We start from the raw sequence: 15,920 nt of genomic DNA on the forward strand, positions 1-15,920 counted from the left end.
AACCGGCTCGTTTCGCCGGTGATCAAGCGGGTAGTCGGGCGGCCATGCACGACTACCTCACCGCGCACCGCGCGGACCTGACCGGGCAGCTCATCGAGTGGCTGCGGGTGCCGTCGGTCGCCGGCGTGCCCGAGCACGAGATCGACCTGCTGCGGTCGGCCAACTGGCTCGCCGGGGTGCTGCGCGGGACCGGCTTCCCGGCGGTCGAGGTGTGGGAGGCGCCGGGCGCGCCCGCGGTGTACGCCGAATGGTGCGCGGCTCCGGGCGCGCCGACGGTGCTGGTCTACAGCCACCACGACGTGCGGTCGGCCAAGGACGAGGAGTGGAAGGAGACGGCGCCGTTCGAGCCGGTCGAGCGGGACGGCTACGTCTACGGTCGCGGCAGCTCGGACGCCAAGGGGCAGGTGCTGGCGCACGTGTGGGGCCTCCGCGCGCACGTCGAGCGGCACGGCGCCCCGGCCGTGAACGTCAAGCTGCTGATCGAGGGCGAGGAGGAGACCGGTTCCGCGAGCCTCCAGGACCTCGTCGAGGCGAACCGGGAGCGGCTCGCCGCCGACCTGATCGTCTTTTCGGACACGCTGCTCTGGCATCGCGATCATCCCGCGGTCTGCACGAGCATGCGCGGCATGGTGCTGGCCCAGCTGGAGGTCCGCGGACCGCTGCGTGACATGCACAGCGGGGCCGTGTCCGGGCCCGCGCCCAACCCGGTGATCGAGCTGAGCCGCCTGCTGGGGAAGCTGCACGACGACAAGGGCCGGATCACGCTGCCCGGCTTCTACGACGACGTGGCGGAGCCGTCGGAGAGCCGCCGCGCGGAGCTGGCCGCGCTCCCGTACAGCGACGAGGACTGGCTGGAGCGCTCGCAGACGCGCAGCATCGGCGGCGAGGCGGGCTGGACCGTGCCGGAACGGCTGTGGCTGCGCCCGCAGGCCGAGGTGATCGCCATGATCGGCGGCGACCCGATCGGCCCGTCCCGCGGCGCCGTGCCGTCGCAGGCCGAGGCGACCCTGAGCATCCGCATAGTCCCCGACCAGACGCCCGAGGCGGTCGGCGAGCAGCTGAGACGCTGGGTTGCCGACAACCTGAGCGACCGCATCGACCACGAGCTCACCCTTTCGATCAAGACCGGTCAGCGGCCGTACGCGACCCCGCCCGGCCACCCGGCCGTCGAAGCGCTGGCCGCCGCGATGGAGGACGGCTTCGGCGCACCCGCAGGCCGCATGGGCAACGCCGGCGGCGGCCCCGCCGAACTGCTGGCCCGCCTGATCGGCGCGCCGGTGCTGTTCTTCGGCACGGGCTTGCCCGAGGACCGCTGGCACGACAGCGACGAACGCGCCTCGATCGACGTCCTCCTCTCCGGAGCGGCCACCCTGGCATCGTTCTGGCCGCGCCTCGCCGCCTACGGTGACTCGGGCATCAGCTCCGCGCAGAGGCTCACCCGCAGGTAGGCGTCCGCCCACGCCTCCACCGCCTCGTCACCCGGATCCGGGCCGAGCCGCGCGGCCAGCCCGGTCAGCGCCGCACCCGCCCTGCGCAGCCTCGCCGCGTCCAGCCTTTTCGCCGCGTCGCGCAGCCGGCCGCTCATCGGCGACGGCAGGTGCAGCAGCCCGCGGTGGGCCACCTCGGCGAGCAGCCCGAGCGCTTCGGTGACCGCCTGACCGAGCGGGTCGACGACCGGGGCCGGCCGATGCCGGGGGCCGGGCGCGGTGCCGGCCGCCGCGAGGTCCGGCACGACGACACCGCCGTCCGAGGCGAACCCGATCGGGTCGATCACCACACTGCCGCCGCTGCGTCGGACGCTGCCCGCCACGAACCGCACGTCTGCGCCGAGCGCCGCCACCACGGCGTCCAGCCGCCCCGGCGCGCACGCCGCGTGGACCGCGCTGACCGTGGCGGTCGTCCCGTCCGCGTCGGCGATCACCGCGTCGACACGTTGCGCCCCCGGCGCGTAGGTCACCGACCGCACCTCCGCGATCGGCACGACCCGCACCAGCTCCGCCTCGATCCGCGCCCGCACCGGCCGCGGCGGCAGGGCGTCCAGCTCCGCGGCGAGCGCGGCCAGACCGGGCACGAGCAGCGTAGGTGGCAGATGTCGCCACGCGTCCCGGGTCGTCATCGCCTCGGTGCGGCTCAGCCGGCGCGTGCCCAGCCGCACCGCCCGGCTCGCACTGCGCGATGCCGACTCGGTGATCACGGCTCCGGAGGCCAGCGCCCCCACGGTGACCCCGGCGACCCGCCGCCGGCCGAGCTCGGGCCCCACGTCGTCAGTCGTGTATTGCCGCCGCAGCACGAGAACGGTCGAACTGTCCGCGTGCGCTAGGAACACCTCGACCGTCCGCTCGTCCCCGGCCGCCGTCACCCGCGCCCCGAGCCCGTCGAGCCGCGCCCGCCGCAGCGGCGTCTCCGAAGCCTCGTCCGTGCCGAGCACCCGCGACGCCAGCGAGGCCCCGCCCCGGGTCACACTCCGATGCCGCGCGAACAACTCGGCCACATGGTCGGCGAGCGCCTCCGGCCGATAGCGCGCGCTGCGCTCGCGGTAGGCGCCGAGCTGCCCCACCAGATCGTCGAGGGCGAGCAGCGGCCATCGCATCCGCGCCGCCTCCAGCTCGGCCCGCACCCCGGCCACCTCGGCGTCGAGCCCCGCACCCAGATGCACGGCACCCTCCCGCACCACAGTGCCCGCGAACGCCACGGCCCGCCCCAGCCCCGCACCGCCACCGGTAGGTCCGCCACCGACCTGCACCTGCACATCGGCTTCGCCCGGAGCCCGCTCGTCGGCCTCCCGGAACGCCCACACCGCCAGCGCCAGCACGTCGTCCCGGCTGCCCACGACGGCGTCGCTACGAGCAAACCCCAGATCACGCGGTACGAGAAACCGCACGGTCGCCGTCGGAAGCTCCACAGTAGGAACCGGATCGGCCGGCCGCCCCCGATGCACCCGAGCCACATACCCGGCCCGCAGACTCCGCCGAGCCGAAGCCATCATGCGAGCCCCGACCCGAGCCACCAGCTCCTCATCGGTGAACTCCCCAGGCGACCAGCCCGCATATCCGCCGTCGGGTCCCGCGCCGCCCGCGCCCGCCTTGGCGCCGCCTGGTCTCGCGCCGTCCGCGCCCGCCTTGGCGACGCCTGGTCTCGCGCCGTCCGCGCCCGCCTTGGCGACGCCCAGTTTCGCGCCGTCCGCGCCCGCCTTGGCGACGCCCAGTTTCGCTCCGCCCGCGCCCGCCTTGACGCCGCTCGGCCCAGCGCCCGCCTTGACGCCGCCCGGTTTCGCTCCGCTCGGCACGGCGTCCGGTTGCGCGCCGCCTGGCCCGGCGCCCGGTTGCGCGCCGCCTGGCCCGGCGCCCGGTCTTGTGCCACCCGGCCCGGCGCCCGCGTCTGTGGTGGCGGCGGGCGTTTCCGTCCCTGGGCCGGCCTGCCCGCCGCTGTCGTCCGGGACGCCCGTGCCGTTTGAGGCCGCGTCGCCGTCGGTCTCCGGCGTGCCGGCGGTCGCGGGCTCGCCGTCCGCCTCCCAGGTCTGATAGGCCAGCACCAACCCCAGCACGTGACGGCAGACCCCCGCCGCCCCGCACGAGCAGGTGCCCGCGTCGAGACCACCCGGCGGCAGGTCGGTGGCCGTGCCGTCGGGGAAGACGGCGTGCACCGTCCCGTCCGCGTCCTCGGAGAGCTTGGGCGCCTCCCGTTCCAGCTCGCGCGTGGCCCGCTTGACCAGGCCGCGGTTCGTCAGCTCCGCCAGGGTCGCGGGGGTGAGCGCCCGCAGGTCCGCCCTCATCGCCCCACCTGCTCGGCGACGAACTGGGCGAGCTGCCCGGGCGTCATCGCGCCGACCGGTGCGCCGACGTCGGCGAGCTTCTGGGCGGTCGAGCGGTCGTACGCCGGATTGGCCTGCTCGTCGAGCGCCGCCAGCCCGAGCACCTTGGTGCCCTGCTCGACCAGCTCCCGGACCGTGCGCACGAGCGACTGCTCCGAGCCGCCCTCGTAGAAGTCGCTGATCAGCGCCACGATGGCCCGCCGCGGCTGCTCGATGAGGCCGGCGCCGTAGCGGACCGCCCGGGCGATGTCCGTACCCCCGCCCAGCTGGACTTTCATCAGCAGCTCGACCGGATCGTCCACGTCGCTGGTCAGGTCGACCACGTCGGTGTCGAATGCGACCAGATGGGTCCGCACGCCCGGCAGCCCCCACAGGCACGCCGCCGTCACCGCCGAGTGGATGACGGAATCGGTCATCGAGCCGGACTGGTCGACGAGCAGGATCACCTGCCACTGGTCGACCTGCTTGCGCGTGCGCGAGAAGAAGTGCGGCGTCTCGATGTAGAGCCGGCGCTCGTCCGGCCGGTAGTGGCCGAGGTTGGCCCGCAGTGTGCGGGTGACGTCGAAGTCGCGCGCCTGCTTCCAGCGGCTGGGCCGGCGCGCCCGGGTGCCGGTGAAGGCCGAGCGCACCTCGGTGGCCATGCGCGCCACCAGATCGCGGACGACGGCCTCGACGATGCGCCGGGCCAGCCGCAGCACCTCGGGGTTCATCAGGTGCTTCGTCTGGAGCACGGCCCGCAGCAGCGCCGGGTTGGGCTCGATCGTGCGCAGCACCTCGGGGTCGGTGACCACGTCGGTGATCTCGTAGCGTTCGACCGCGTCGCGTTGCAGCCGCTCGACGGTCTCCTTGGGGAAGAGCCGCGTGATGTCGCCGAGCCAGTCGACGGTGGTGAGCGCCGACGCCCCGCCGCCGCCCGTGCGCACGTCCCGCTTGGCGTGCTCCTCGTCGCGCCCGTAGAGCCATTGCAGCGCCGCGTCCCGCTGCCGCGCCTCGGCGCTCAGCTCACCCATGGCGGCGGCCGGCTCGCCGAGCACCAGCCGCCAGCGTTCGAGATCAGAATCGGTCACGGCACGTCTCCGATCAATGCGTGAGCAGTCGCGGCCCCGGAAGGCGGCCCCGCAGCGGCACCGGCGCCCGCCGCCGATCCGGCGGCGTGGGTGGCGAGCGCGGCATCCGTCGTCGGCGCCGCGTCCGGAGGGGTGCCGAGGATCAGGGCCTCGCGGCGCAGGATGGCGTCGACGCGGTCGTCCAGCCGCATGCCCGCGGCCACGATCGCCGGGTCGGGCCCGGCCGTGCGCAGCAGCGCCCGCCCGCTGCCGGAGAGGCCGCGCCGTGTCAGCACCTGGCCCGCGATGGTCTCGCGTTCGCGGGGCGGGAAGAACTCGAACGCCTGCCGCAGCGCCGGCAGCGAGATGAGGAAGTCGTCCGCCGACAGGCCCGACAGCAGCTCGTCGAGCAGCCCGATCACGTCGGGTGAGTGCAGCACCTCCTCGCGCGCCACCGCGAACAGACCCGCCAGCCAGTCGCCCGCCGACCCCGGCACGAACGCGCCGCGCACCCCGCGCAGCGGGTCGACCGTGGACGGCTCGTCGTGCAGCGCCCAGCAGAACCCGAACGCGGCCCCGCGCAGGTCGGGCGGCGCCTCCCGGTCGGTGGAGATCCGCCCGGCCGTCTCGACGGCCGCCTCCCGGTCGAGGCCGAGCGCCCGCCCCGCGTGCCGCAGCCCGTCGCGGCAGGCCGCCATCGCCCCGATCCGCCCCGCGTCGGCGGGGGAGTTTCCTCCTCGTACGCCTTCGGCCAGCCAGAGGATCCGCCGCACCGCCGCCGCGATGACCGTCGCCAGTGTGGCGCTGCGCGCCGTACCGAAGAGGCCGTCGTGCCGCCACATGGTCAGCACCACCGTCAGCATCCGCCCGAGCGGTCCCAGGTCGCCGGCGCCGCCGACCGCGCCCTCGATGTCGGCGAGCGCCCGGTCGGAGATGTCGTGGGTGCCGGAGAGCGCGGCGTCGAACAGCACCACGGCCAGCGCGTCCACGTCCCGCCCCGCCTGGGCCGCGCGCTCGCCGAGCACCGCCGCGCAGGCGTCCGCCAGCGTCGCCCCGTAAGCCCCTGCCTCGATCACCGCGGTGAGCCGGTCGGGCCCGGGCCGCAGCGTCCAGTGCTCGCGCAGCACCGGGTCGAGCCCCGTGGTGGGGCCGCTGTCGCGCTGGAAGCCGGGCACGCCCAGCAGGCGCACCCGATGCAGGACAGTGCTGCGGTCGCGGTCGGCGGGCCGGGTGAGATCGAGCTCCAGCGCCTCGGCCCCGGCGAGCCCGGCGCGCTCCAGCTCGGCGTCGAAGTTGTGCACCAGTGGCGGCGCCGGCGTCCCGGGGTGGAGGCGGCCGACGCGGTTGCCGCTGAGCGCGGCCACCATCTCGACCACGACCGGATGGCTGCCCGCTTCGAGCGTGCCGCGCCGGGCCCACGGCAGGGGCACGTCGATGGCCTCCTTGACCAGCGCGGACGCGAGCCCGTCGAGCACGTCGGTGCGACCGGGGCGGTGGTGTCCCCGCACGGTGGCCAGCCCCTCGGCCGTCGCCCGCGCCGCGATGAGGTCGGCGGTCGAGACGGGCTGGTGCTTCTCGCGCAGCCGCCCGGCGACCGCCTCGACCAGATGCCGGGCCGCGCCGTCCGGCCCCCGTTCCCACAGCTCCTGGTAGTAGGCGGGCGACGGCATGCCGGACTGGTAGCCGTCGAACGCGTCGAGACGCCGGAACGAGTAGGGCACGAGGAAGCTGCCGCCGAGCGCGCCGTCGGGCATCTCGGGGATGCCGGGCCAGTTCCCGCCGTCCGAGCCGGCGAGGGCTCGCACCAGCGCGGGCCGGTGGAAACCGCCGGTCACGACCACCACGTGCCGGTCACCGGCCGCGGCCGCCGCCGCCGAGACCCACGAGGCCATGTACGCCTCGCGCGTGGTGTCCGACTCGCCGGCCGCTGCCTCGCCGCGTACCAGATCGAAGTAGGTGGCGAGGCGCTCGGCGAGACCCTCCTCGGGCGCGATCTCGAACAGGTGGTCCCAGAGCGCGTCGACGTTGTCCACCTCGAACGCCCGGCACAGCCGCTCCATCACGTCGGCGTAGCGCAGCTCCGCGTCCGCGTACCGGTTGCTGCGCCCGGCGAACGCCGGATGCCAGGCCGGCAGGTCGATGAAGCGCAGCTCGGCCCCGGCCGCCCGGCCGTGGGTCAGCGCCGCCCACTCCGGCGAGTATTCGCAGAACGGCGCCCACGACGCGAGCCGCCGTTCGTCGTCGCGGTAGCTGCTGAACACCGCGATCGGCAGATCGTGGCCGAGCAGCAGCTCGCCGATCCGGCCGTTCACGTCGGCCGGCCCCTCGACCAGCACGTACGCCGGGCGAAGGGTGTCGATGGTGGAGGCGACCAGCCGGGCGCAGGCCGGGCTGTGGTGGCGCACCCCGATGAACGTGACCGGCACGGCTCAGCCCGGCAGCAGGTGACGGGCCTGGTGCAGGGCACGCCACTGGTCGCCGTCCCGCCAGGTGATCTGCTGGGCCAGGTAGCGCCGCAGCTTGGCGAGGTCGTCCGCGTTGTCCTTGGCCGCGGTGCCGGCCAGGCAGGCGACGATGTCCTCGGCGTTGCCGGGCTCGCCGCGCAGGAACCAGCCGCGCAGCCCGACCGCGTGCGCCACCGACACCGCCTCGGCCGTCGACATGACCGCCGACAGCCGGTCCATCGAGTCGCCCCGCGCCGTCTCGCCGCTGCGCAGCTCGCGGAACGTGGTGACCAGCACCTCGAGCACGTCGCGCCGCGGCTCCGCGGTCACGCCGGAACGGGCGAGCAGCCGCGCCGCCTCGTCGGCCACCAGGGTGAGCTCGGTGTCGAAGTCGGCGATCGGGAAGACCGTCTCGAAGTTGAAGCGGCGCTTGAGCGCGGAGCTCATGTCGTTGACGCCGCGGTCGCGCGTGTTCGCCGTGGCGATGATGTTGAAGCCGTCGCGGGCGAACACCATCGATTCGGGCCCGGTCAGCTCGGGGATCGCCAGCACCCGGTCGCTCAGCGGGGAGAGCAGGCAGTCCTGCACCTCCAGCGGGCAGCGGGTGATCTCCTCGAACCGGACCGTGCGCCCCTCGGCCATGCCGCGCAGCAGCGGCGCCGGCACCAGCGACCGGGTGGACGGCCCCTCGGCGACCAGCAGCGCGTAGTTCCACGAGTAGCGGATCTGGTCCTCGGTGGTGGCCGCGCCGCCCTGGATGGTCAGGGTGGAGTCGCCGCTGACCGCCGCCGCGATCAGCTCGGACAGCAGCGACTTGGCCGTGCCGGGCTCGCCGACCAGCATCAGCCCGCGACTGGTGGCCAGCGTGATGAGGGCCCGGTCGATGAGCGACGGATCGCCGACGAACTTGCGGCTCACGCCGAGCGCCGGGTCGCCGACCACGAACCGCCGGGCGGCCTGCACGCTGAGCGCCCAGCCCGGCGGCCGGGCCGCGGTGTCGGCCGCGCGCAGCCGGGCCAGCTCGGCGGCGAAGCGGACCTCGGCCGGCGGCCGCTGCACGCTCTCGGCGGGATCGGTCACGGTGATCTCGGTGAGGCTCACGCGGTCACCTCCGTGAGGTCGCGAATGATCTCGGAGGCGACGACCGGGTCGAGCGTGCCGAGCGCGATCTGGCCGTGCGGGTCGTGGTGCCAGCGGTTTCCGGTGCCGTTGTGCAGCATCACCATCGTGATCTTCTGTTCGGGAAACTCGTCGATGTAGCCGACCGCGATGCCGGGATCGATCTCGACCGCGACCTCGACGCCGGCGGCGACCGCCAGCTCGAAGCGGCCCTGCACGCCGCCGTCCTGCGGAGCCTCGCGCCGCCAGCCGCGCCGCTCGAGCCCGAGCAGCTTGGTGGTGGGCACGGTGACGCCCTCGAAGCGGGCGAGCCGGCTGGTGCCGGCCTCGTCGCCGGTCAGCTCGTAGGTCTGGCGGCCGAGCTGGGGGAACGGCTGAAGGATCTCGTAGTCGGCGAAGAGCTCCGACCACGCGGCGAGATCGTCGCCGAGGTGCAGCGGGTGGGCGACGCCGACGATCGCGTCGTCGGGCAGCGTGGTCTCGTCGTCGTCCACGGTGGAGAGGCTGCGGTCCTCGGCCACCCGGATCGCGCCGAGCGGCTTGCCCTCGGCGTCCCACACCTGCCAGACGAGACGCCGCACGATGTGCCACAGCAGCGGATGCTCCACGAAGAGCTGCCCCCACTCGCCGGCGCTCCACCGGCGGCCGGTCACCATGGCCCGTTCGAGCCGCCGGACCTGGTCGGTGGCGACCGTGCGCACGTCCTTCTTGAGGGCGGAGAACTGCTTGTACGCCGCGGGCGCCAGCTCCGCGTCGTCGCGCGCGCCCGGCTTGGGCAGGGCCTTGAGCCGCTTGCCGGCGCCGTCGGCCACGTACGGCCGGAGCTGCTCGTCGAAGCCGACGGTGAACTCCCGGCCGCCGTAGTCGAGGCGCAGGCTGCCGGACGCGTCGAGCCCGAAGTCGGGCACCAGCCGGTCGGCGAGCTGCTCGGCGCTGAGCCCGAGCCCGGCCGCCACCTCGGCCATCTTGTCGTTGGCCGCGGTCTTGAGGCCCTTGAACTTGGCCCGCTGCGCGATGCCGTGCAGCCGCATGAGCGCCACGTCGCTGCCGATCGCGGCCAGGATGCCGACGCCGGTGACCGCCCGCGCGTGCAGGCCCTCGCCCGGCCAGGCCAGGATCAGCGGGGTCAGTCGCCGGACGGTCTCGTCGTCGCCGATCAGCCCGAGCGCCGAGAGGGCCCAGTTCTCCTTGGCCACTCCGCCGCCGGACTGCCACCGCTGGAACAGGCCCCACCCGAACTCGGCGAGGCTCTCCGGCTCGCACGCCTCGCGGACCGCGGCCAGCCCCGGGTAAGGCTCGCCGAGCCGCGAGATCGCCAGGATCGTGACCAGGTTGGTGACCGCCTCGGCCGGCAGGGCACCGGCGCCGTCGCGCAGCCTCACCGGCGGCAGCAGCCCGGGCACCGCCCACGCCGGGACGGGCGGCATCTTGGCGGGCAGCATCTGCAACGGATCGGTGGCGAGCAGCGCGTCGATCGCCGTGGCGGCCGCGGGCCCGTACGACGCGGCGGCGGCTCGTACCTCGTCGCCGTGGCCGTTGGTGTGCAGGGCGAGCAGCGCCTGTTCCGCCTCGCGCCGCGCCGGCCCCGCCTTGTGCAGCGCCGGCGGCACCAGGGCGCGGGCGGCCTCGGCCGGATGCCGCAGCAGCCACTGCAGGGCGAGACCGCGCACGCTCTTGAGCCGGGCCAGCCACCCGGCCATCATCACGGCGAGCTCGGGCGACACGTACGGCTGGAGCACCGGCCCCGTCTCGGCGGGGGAGTGCCTGGCGAGCTCCATGATCGCCGGTAGCAGGCCGGCGCCGAACCGGGCGGTGGCGACCCGCAGCCAGGAGTCGGCGTCGTACACGTATCGCGGCCGCCAGCGGCCCAGGAGCGGCCGGGCCAGCTCTTCGGGGCCCTCGACGAGGACCTGCTGCCAGTCGCTCCACTCCTCGCGGCCCGAGGCGAGCCGGTGGGCGAGATGCTTCCAGCCCTCCCGGGGCTCGCCGAAGTGCCGGACCGGGGTGTCGCGCCACGCCTCGCGCTCGCCCGGCAGCCAGCTCATCGCGGGCTCGTCGTCGCAGGCGAGGCCGTCGATCACGACCGGCTTGGCGGCCTTGGCGCGGTGCAGCCACGGCGGATCGGCCAGCACCGGCGGCACCGCGGACGCCGGGGCCGGCTCGACCGAGGCGACCTGGGCGGCCATCGTCTCGACCCGGGCGGCGGCCTCGGCGCTCAGCAGCGGCGCGACCTGCCCGGCGAGGCCCGGATGGGACAGCAGGTGGGCGCGGAGCAGGTCGTCGTGCTTGCCGGACTCGGCGAGCAGCCGCAACGCGCGCGCCGGGTAGCGCCCGGCGTTCTCGAGCAGGAACGGCGGCACGTGCTTGACGCCGGCACGCTCGATCAGGCCCCGCGTCACGTCGTCGCCCGGCAACACGGCGATCATGCCGAGGAGGCGGCGCTGCGAGTCGGCGTCGCCCACCTCGTCGTCGAACCACTCGAACAGCGTGGGCGCGGCCGCCGCCCCGAGCCCGTCGACGATCGTGGCGAGGACCGCGATCGACCCCCAGACCGTCCAGCCCCGGGCGATCGGGGCGAGCGCCGCCAGCTGCTCACCGGTGCCGGCGGCCGTGGTCAGCAGCGACGCGAGATAGGAATCGTCCGAGGCCACCGCGCCGTCGACGTCCTCGCGCACCCACGCGGCCTCGGTGGGTGCCAGCACGGAGGCGGCGGCCCGCTCGTACGGATGACGGCCCTCCCGGTGCACGGCGAGCCCGGCGACCGCCTCGGCGTAGACGTCATCGGGCGCGCCGGCCAGCGCGTCGCGCACCCGCAGGAGCAGAAGCATCGGCTGGTCGGCCTGCCAGCCGTGCCGGCGGTCGCTGACGCCCATGGCACGCACCCCGGACGTCGACGCCTGCAGCACCATCGCCTGCACGGCCGCCTCCACCGCGAAGAGCAGGCCGTGCTCGGCGATCCACACGTCGGCGAAAGAGGCCAGCCGCGCGGTCTCCCAGTTGTCGACACCCGCCGCGAGGGCGACCGCCGCCGCGCCGGCCGGCGTGGCCCCCGGCAGGCCGTCGCGCCAGGCGATCGCCGCCGCGCTCAGGTCGCCGGGCGTCCGGCTCGCGGTGAGGATCGCCTGCACCGCGTCGGCCCGCTCGGCGACCTCACCGTCGGCGACCGCCCGGGCCTTGGCGGCGGGCACGAACGGCCCGGCCCCCTGGCTGCCCCGGCGGGCGAAACGGTGCCTGTACCAGCCAGGGGGAAAGACGAAGGTGTCCTCGGAAGTGTGCATGAGCCAGCCTTTTGCTCCGGTGCCAGTTCGAGCTTGGTGCCGGAGAGGCTAGCGGTGGCGTACGACAAAAAGTCAGGCGGCGCTGGTGGCCAGGGCTTTCGCCTTCAGTTGCTCGAACTCGGCCGTCGTGATCGCGCCGGAGTCGAGCAGCCCCTTGGCCGAGGCGATCTCGTCGGCCGGGGTCCGCGCGGCGCCGTTGCCGTTCGAGCCCGCCACCGACCGGATGTACGCCTCCTGCTGGTTACGCATCGCGACCTGCGACGCGGCGGTCCGCTCCGCCATGCCGCCACCGCGCGCGATGAGGTAAACCAGCGTGCCCAGCAGCGGCAGGATGATGATGAACAGCGTCCAGAGGGTCTTGCCCCAGCCGCCGAGGTCCTTGCTCCGGAACAGGTCGCCGAAGATCCAGAACAGGCACATGAACCACGCGATGAAGAGGAAGAACTCGAACATCGCGAGCAGGAAGGAGCCGTTGTCGTCGAACATGGTGGTGCCTTCCGGGAGAGGGGATGAATCCGCGTCCAGTGCACGCCTTCCCACCGCGGACGGCTTCCTCCGCCACGGATTAAATCCGGCCGTTCGATCCGATCGCCGGCCCTTCCATCAGGAGAAAGGCTGACCCGGGTGTGGCTGCTCAGCTGGCGTTTGGCAAGCTCTTAGCCCGTGGAAGCACTTCGCCTCATCCTGCTCTTCATCCACCTGGTGGGTTTCGCGCTGCTGCTCGGCGGCGCCGTCGCCCAGTTCCTCTCGGGGAAGTTCCGGATCAATCCGGCCATCCTGTGGGGCTCGATCATCCAGCTCGTGAGCGGTCTGGGGCTCGCCGCGCCGCTGCGTGGGGGCGGGGACGACGAGCCGAGCCCGATCAAGCTGGGTGTGAAGCTGCTGATCGCGATCCTGATCTTCATCATGGTGTTCATCCCGCGTAAGCGGGAGGCGGTCGCCAAGGGTCACTTCATCGGCATCATCGTGCTGACCCTCGCCAACGCCGCCGTCGCGGTCTTCTGGCGCTGAGAGGCTCGTCACTCCCGCAGCGCTGCCGGGAGAGCCTCTCATGCAATTCATAGGCTCGCTCCTTAGCGTTCGGCTTCGGCCGATCGAATGGGAGCGCCGCCATGACCGCTTCGCCCGGGCCCGACGCCACCGTCGTCATCCCGACGCACACTGAACGGCGCTGGGAGTCGCTGCGGCGTACCGTCGCCTCCGCCCTGGCGCAGGATCTCAAGCCGGCCGAGGTCATCGTCGTGGCCGACCACAATCCCGGTCTTTTCGAGCGCGCCACCAGGGCTTTCCCCGGCGTCACCGTGCTCGAGAACACCGCGATTCGGGGCGCCTCCGGAAATCGCAACACCGGTGCCTTCCACGCCCGCTCGGAGCTGATCGCCTTCCTCGACGACGACACCGTCGCCCACCCGGGCTGGCTGGGCCATCTCGCCTCGGCGTTCACCGATCCCGGGGTGGTGGGCGCGGGCGGCAGCATCCGGCCCGCCTGGCAGCGCCGCCGGCCCCGCTGGATGCCGGACGAGCTGCTCTGGACCGTCGGTGTCTCGTACGCGGGCATGCCCACCACCGCCACCGAGATCCGCAACGTGTGGTCGGCCAGCATGATGGTGCGCCGCGGCGCCTTCCTGGCCGTCGGCGGGTTCCGGGCCGGCTTCGGCAAGCTGGGCGACCGCAACCGGCCGGAGGACACCGAGCTCTGCCTGCGGATCAGCGCCGAGACCGGCGGCCGCTGGATGTACGTGCCGGCGTCCGTCATCGAGCACGACGTGCCGGTGGACCGCAGCACGTTCCGTTTCTTCCTGCGCCGCTGCTACGCCGAGGGGCGCGGCAAGGTGCAGATGTCCGCCCTGCTGCCGCGCGATCGCCAGCTCGCCACCGAGCAGGACTACCTGCGCCGCACCCTGCCGCGTGCGGTGGCCCGCGACATCGTCGCCGCGTCGCGAGGGCACGGCGGTTTCCATGCTCTGCGCGCCGCCACCGTCGTCGCCGCGGTCGTGGCCGCCGGTTTCGGCGGGGGAGTGGAGATGTTGGCGGGAATCGGCAATTAGGCTCCACCGACCGGCTATTCGCCATTAACCCGGGCTCCCTACGGTCCGGGATCATGAGAAAGACGGTCGCTAACCTTCTCGCCACTTCCGGCGTCCTGGCCCTGACGCTCACCCTCGCCGGCACCGCGAACGCCGGTGGGCACGGCGTCTCCCGGCCCACGCTCACCGGTTTCGCCTCGCTCCCGGCCGCCACCTTCGTGCCCGGCAGCGAGCCCTCCGGCGCGCAGGCCTCCGGCAACACGAACGGCTTCCCGCTGCCCTTCGCCGACCAGCCCGTCCAGGGCTTCTCCGGCATCGCCGACAACGGCGACGGCACCTTCGACGTGCTGTCCGACAACGGGTACGGCACGCAGGCGACCTCGGCCGACTTCCTGCTCCGCGTCCAGCGGCTCGCGCCCGTCTTCAGGACGAACAAGGTCGACGTGCTCGGCGGCGTGACCATGAGCGACCCGAACGGGTACGTGTCGTGGAAGCTGACCCGCGAGGACCGCGTGCTCACCGGCGCCGACTTCGACCCCGAGTCGATCGTGAAGGGCGACGACGGCTCCTACTGGATCGGCGACGAGTTCGGCCCGTACCTGCTGAACTTCGACCGTGCCGGCCGCCTGCTGCGCGCCCCGATCGCCCTGGACGGCGTCGTCGCTCCCGAGACGGCCGCCCGTACCGGCGTCACCGCCACCGCCCGCAGCAGCAAGGGCTTCGAGGGCATGGCCGCCTCGCCCGACGGCCGCTACCTCTACCCGCTGCTCGAGGGCACGGTCACCGGCGACCCGGCCGGTCAGCTGCGGCTCAACGAGTTCGACCGCCGCGCCGCCAAGTACACCGGCAAGCGCTTCATCTACCAGCTGGAGAGCCCGGACAACGCGATCGGTGACGCCATCGCCGTCGACAAGGACCGGTTCCTGGTCATCGAGCGCGACGGCGGCCAGGGCGCCACGGCGCTCTTCAAGCGGATCTACATCGCCGACAAGCGCGACCGCAACCGCGACGGCCTGATGGACAAGACGCTGCTGGTCGACCTGATGAACGTGGCCAACCCGGGCAGGATCGCCGGCTTCGGCACGACGTTCACCTTCCCGTTCCAGACCATCGAGGACGTCGTCATCCTGGACGACAAGACGATCGCCGTCCTCAACGACAACAACTTCCCGTTCTCGTCGGGCCGCACCGCCGGGGTCGCCGACAACAACGAGTGGATCACCATCGCGCTGCCGAAGCCGCTCAAGGCCGACAAGCGCCTGCTGAAGTAGTCCAGCCGCCGAGGCGCCGGGCGGACCTCTCAGACCGTCCGGCGCTGGTTGATCCGCACCAGGTTTCCCGCCGGGTCGCGAAAGGCGCAATCCCTCAGGCCGTACGGCTGGTCGATGGGTTCCTGGAGCACGTCGCCCCCGGCGGCCCGCACCCGTTCGAAGGCCGCGTCCACGTCGTCCGTGGCGAAGACGACCCCCTTGAGCAGCCCCTTGGCCAGCAGCTCGGCCATGGCCCGCCGGTCCTCACCGGACGCGTTGGGGTCGGCGACCAGCGGCTCGAGCACGATGCTGACGTCCGGCTGCGACGGCGAGCCGAGGCTCACCCAGCGCATGCCCTCGAAGGCGACGTCGCTGCGGACCTCGAGCTCCAGCGCGTCCCGGTAGAACGCCAGCGCCTCGTCATGGTCGTCGACCGCGATGAAGCTGGTGGAGAGCGTGATGTCCATGCGCCTCACGCTAGGCGTCCGGCGACCGTCCGGGCTTCTCCGTTCCTGACCGGCCTGGTGTAGATCTTCGCCATGCACGGCGGCACCGCCGCCCCGGCGTCGTGCGACCGGCTGCGGTACGCGCTGGGACTCTCGCCGACGAGCTCGGTGAACCGGGTGCTGAACGACCCGAGCGAGGTACAGCCGACCGCGAAGCACACCTCGGTGACCGACAGGTCGCCCCGCCGCAGCAGCGCCTTGGCCCGCTCGATCCGCCGCGTCATGAGATAGCTGTACGGCGTCTCGCCGAACGCCGCCCGAAAGCTCCGCGAGAAGTGCCCGGACGACATCAGCGCCACCCGAGCCAGAGCCGCCACGTCGAGCGGCCGCGCGAAGTCCCGGTCCATCACGTCCCGGGCCCGACGCAGCCGCCGCAGATCCTCCAGCTCCACCCACCCACCATCCCACATCGACGTGTCCGCGCTACCTCGTGCGCCGC

The 15,920-nt window shown here is 73.5% G+C and carries 12 protein-coding genes; 4 read left to right on the top strand and 8 right to left on the bottom strand.

Annotated features, from left to right (window positions below):
• The first annotated feature begins 44 nt into the window (after positions 1–44).
• Entirely contained in the window at positions 45–1,448 is a 1,404-nt protein-coding gene (locus Ade02nite_RS05155) for a M20/M25/M40 family metallo-hydrolase (protein WP_203760342.1), read from the top strand.
• Here the strand turns inward: Ade02nite_RS05155 and Ade02nite_RS05160 are convergent.
• The 6 genes from Ade02nite_RS05160 to Ade02nite_RS05185 all read right to left on the bottom strand — a co-directional run bounded on the left by Ade02nite_RS05160 (position 1,400) and on the right by Ade02nite_RS05185 (position 12,184).
• Positions 1,400–3,772, bottom strand: a complete 2,373-nt coding sequence (locus Ade02nite_RS05160; protein ID WP_203760343.1) for a YehQ family protein — start codon at positions 3,770–3,772, stop codon at positions 1,400–1,402. The genes Ade02nite_RS05155 and Ade02nite_RS05160 overlap by 49 nt on opposite strands.
• Positions 3,769–4,878 (bottom strand): VWA domain-containing protein, encoded by a 1,110-nt coding sequence (locus Ade02nite_RS05165; protein ID WP_203760344.1) that lies wholly within the window; start codon positions 4,876–4,878, stop codon positions 3,769–3,771. The genes Ade02nite_RS05160 and Ade02nite_RS05165 overlap by 4 nt, the downstream gene beginning before the upstream one ends.
• A complete protein-coding gene (locus Ade02nite_RS05170) occupies positions 4,875–7,283 on the bottom strand; it encodes a DUF5682 family protein (protein WP_239168531.1) in 2,409 nt (802 codons plus the stop codon). Before Ade02nite_RS05170 ends, Ade02nite_RS05165 begins: the two co-directional genes overlap by 4 nt.
• Positions 7,284–7,286: 3 nt before the next feature.
• Complete coding sequence (locus Ade02nite_RS05175) at positions 7,287–8,402, bottom strand: ATP-binding protein (protein WP_239168532.1); 1,116 nt, start codon at positions 8,400–8,402, stop codon at positions 7,287–7,289.
• Positions 8,399–11,698 carry a DUF4132 domain-containing protein gene (locus tag Ade02nite_RS05180; protein WP_203760345.1) on the bottom strand — a complete coding sequence of 1,100 codons (3,300 nt, stop codon included), beginning with the start codon at positions 11,696–11,698 and terminating at the stop codon, positions 8,399–8,401. The genes Ade02nite_RS05175 and Ade02nite_RS05180 overlap by 4 nt, the downstream gene beginning before the upstream one ends.
• A 72-nt stretch (positions 11,699–11,770) precedes the next feature.
• Positions 11,771–12,184, bottom strand: coding sequence for an SHOCT domain-containing protein (locus Ade02nite_RS05185; protein ID WP_203760346.1), 414 nt, complete (start codon positions 12,182–12,184; stop codon positions 11,771–11,773).
• 177 nt (positions 12,185–12,361) lie between these two features.
• On the opposite strand from Ade02nite_RS05185, the gene Ade02nite_RS05190 reads away from it, so the two are divergent.
• From Ade02nite_RS05190 to Ade02nite_RS05200, 3 genes are all read left to right on the top strand, one after another.
• Complete coding sequence (locus Ade02nite_RS05190; protein ID WP_203760347.1) at positions 12,362–12,709, top strand: hypothetical protein; 348 nt, start codon at positions 12,362–12,364, stop codon at positions 12,707–12,709.
• Between the two features lie 101 nt (positions 12,710–12,810).
• Complete coding sequence (locus Ade02nite_RS05195; RefSeq protein WP_203760348.1) at positions 12,811–13,746, top strand: glycosyltransferase family 2 protein; 936 nt, start codon at positions 12,811–12,813, stop codon at positions 13,744–13,746.
• A gap of 53 nt (positions 13,747–13,799) precedes the next feature.
• Positions 13,800–14,996: an esterase-like activity of phytase family protein gene (locus Ade02nite_RS05200; RefSeq protein ID WP_203760349.1), complete on the top strand. Its 1,197-nt coding sequence runs from the start codon at positions 13,800–13,802 to the stop codon at positions 14,994–14,996.
• A gap of 29 nt (positions 14,997–15,025) precedes the next feature.
• Here Ade02nite_RS05200 and Ade02nite_RS05205 read toward each other — a convergent pair whose 3' ends face one another.
• Together Ade02nite_RS05205 and Ade02nite_RS05210 are read right to left on the bottom strand one after the other, a co-directional pair.
• The gene (locus Ade02nite_RS05205) at positions 15,026–15,442 is read right to left on the bottom strand and encodes a VOC family protein (protein WP_203760350.1); all 417 of its coding nucleotides are present in this window, start codon (positions 15,440–15,442) and stop codon (positions 15,026–15,028) included.
• A gap of 5 nt (positions 15,443–15,447) precedes the next feature.
• Positions 15,448–15,891, bottom strand: coding sequence for a helix-turn-helix transcriptional regulator (locus Ade02nite_RS05210; protein WP_203760351.1), 444 nt, complete (start codon positions 15,889–15,891; stop codon positions 15,448–15,450).
• Between the last annotated feature and the right edge of the window lie 29 nt (positions 15,892–15,920).

It is taken from the genome of Paractinoplanes deccanensis, assembly GCF_016862115.1.
Taxonomy (GTDB): domain Bacteria; phylum Actinomycetota; class Actinomycetes; order Mycobacteriales; family Micromonosporaceae; genus Actinoplanes; species Actinoplanes deccanensis.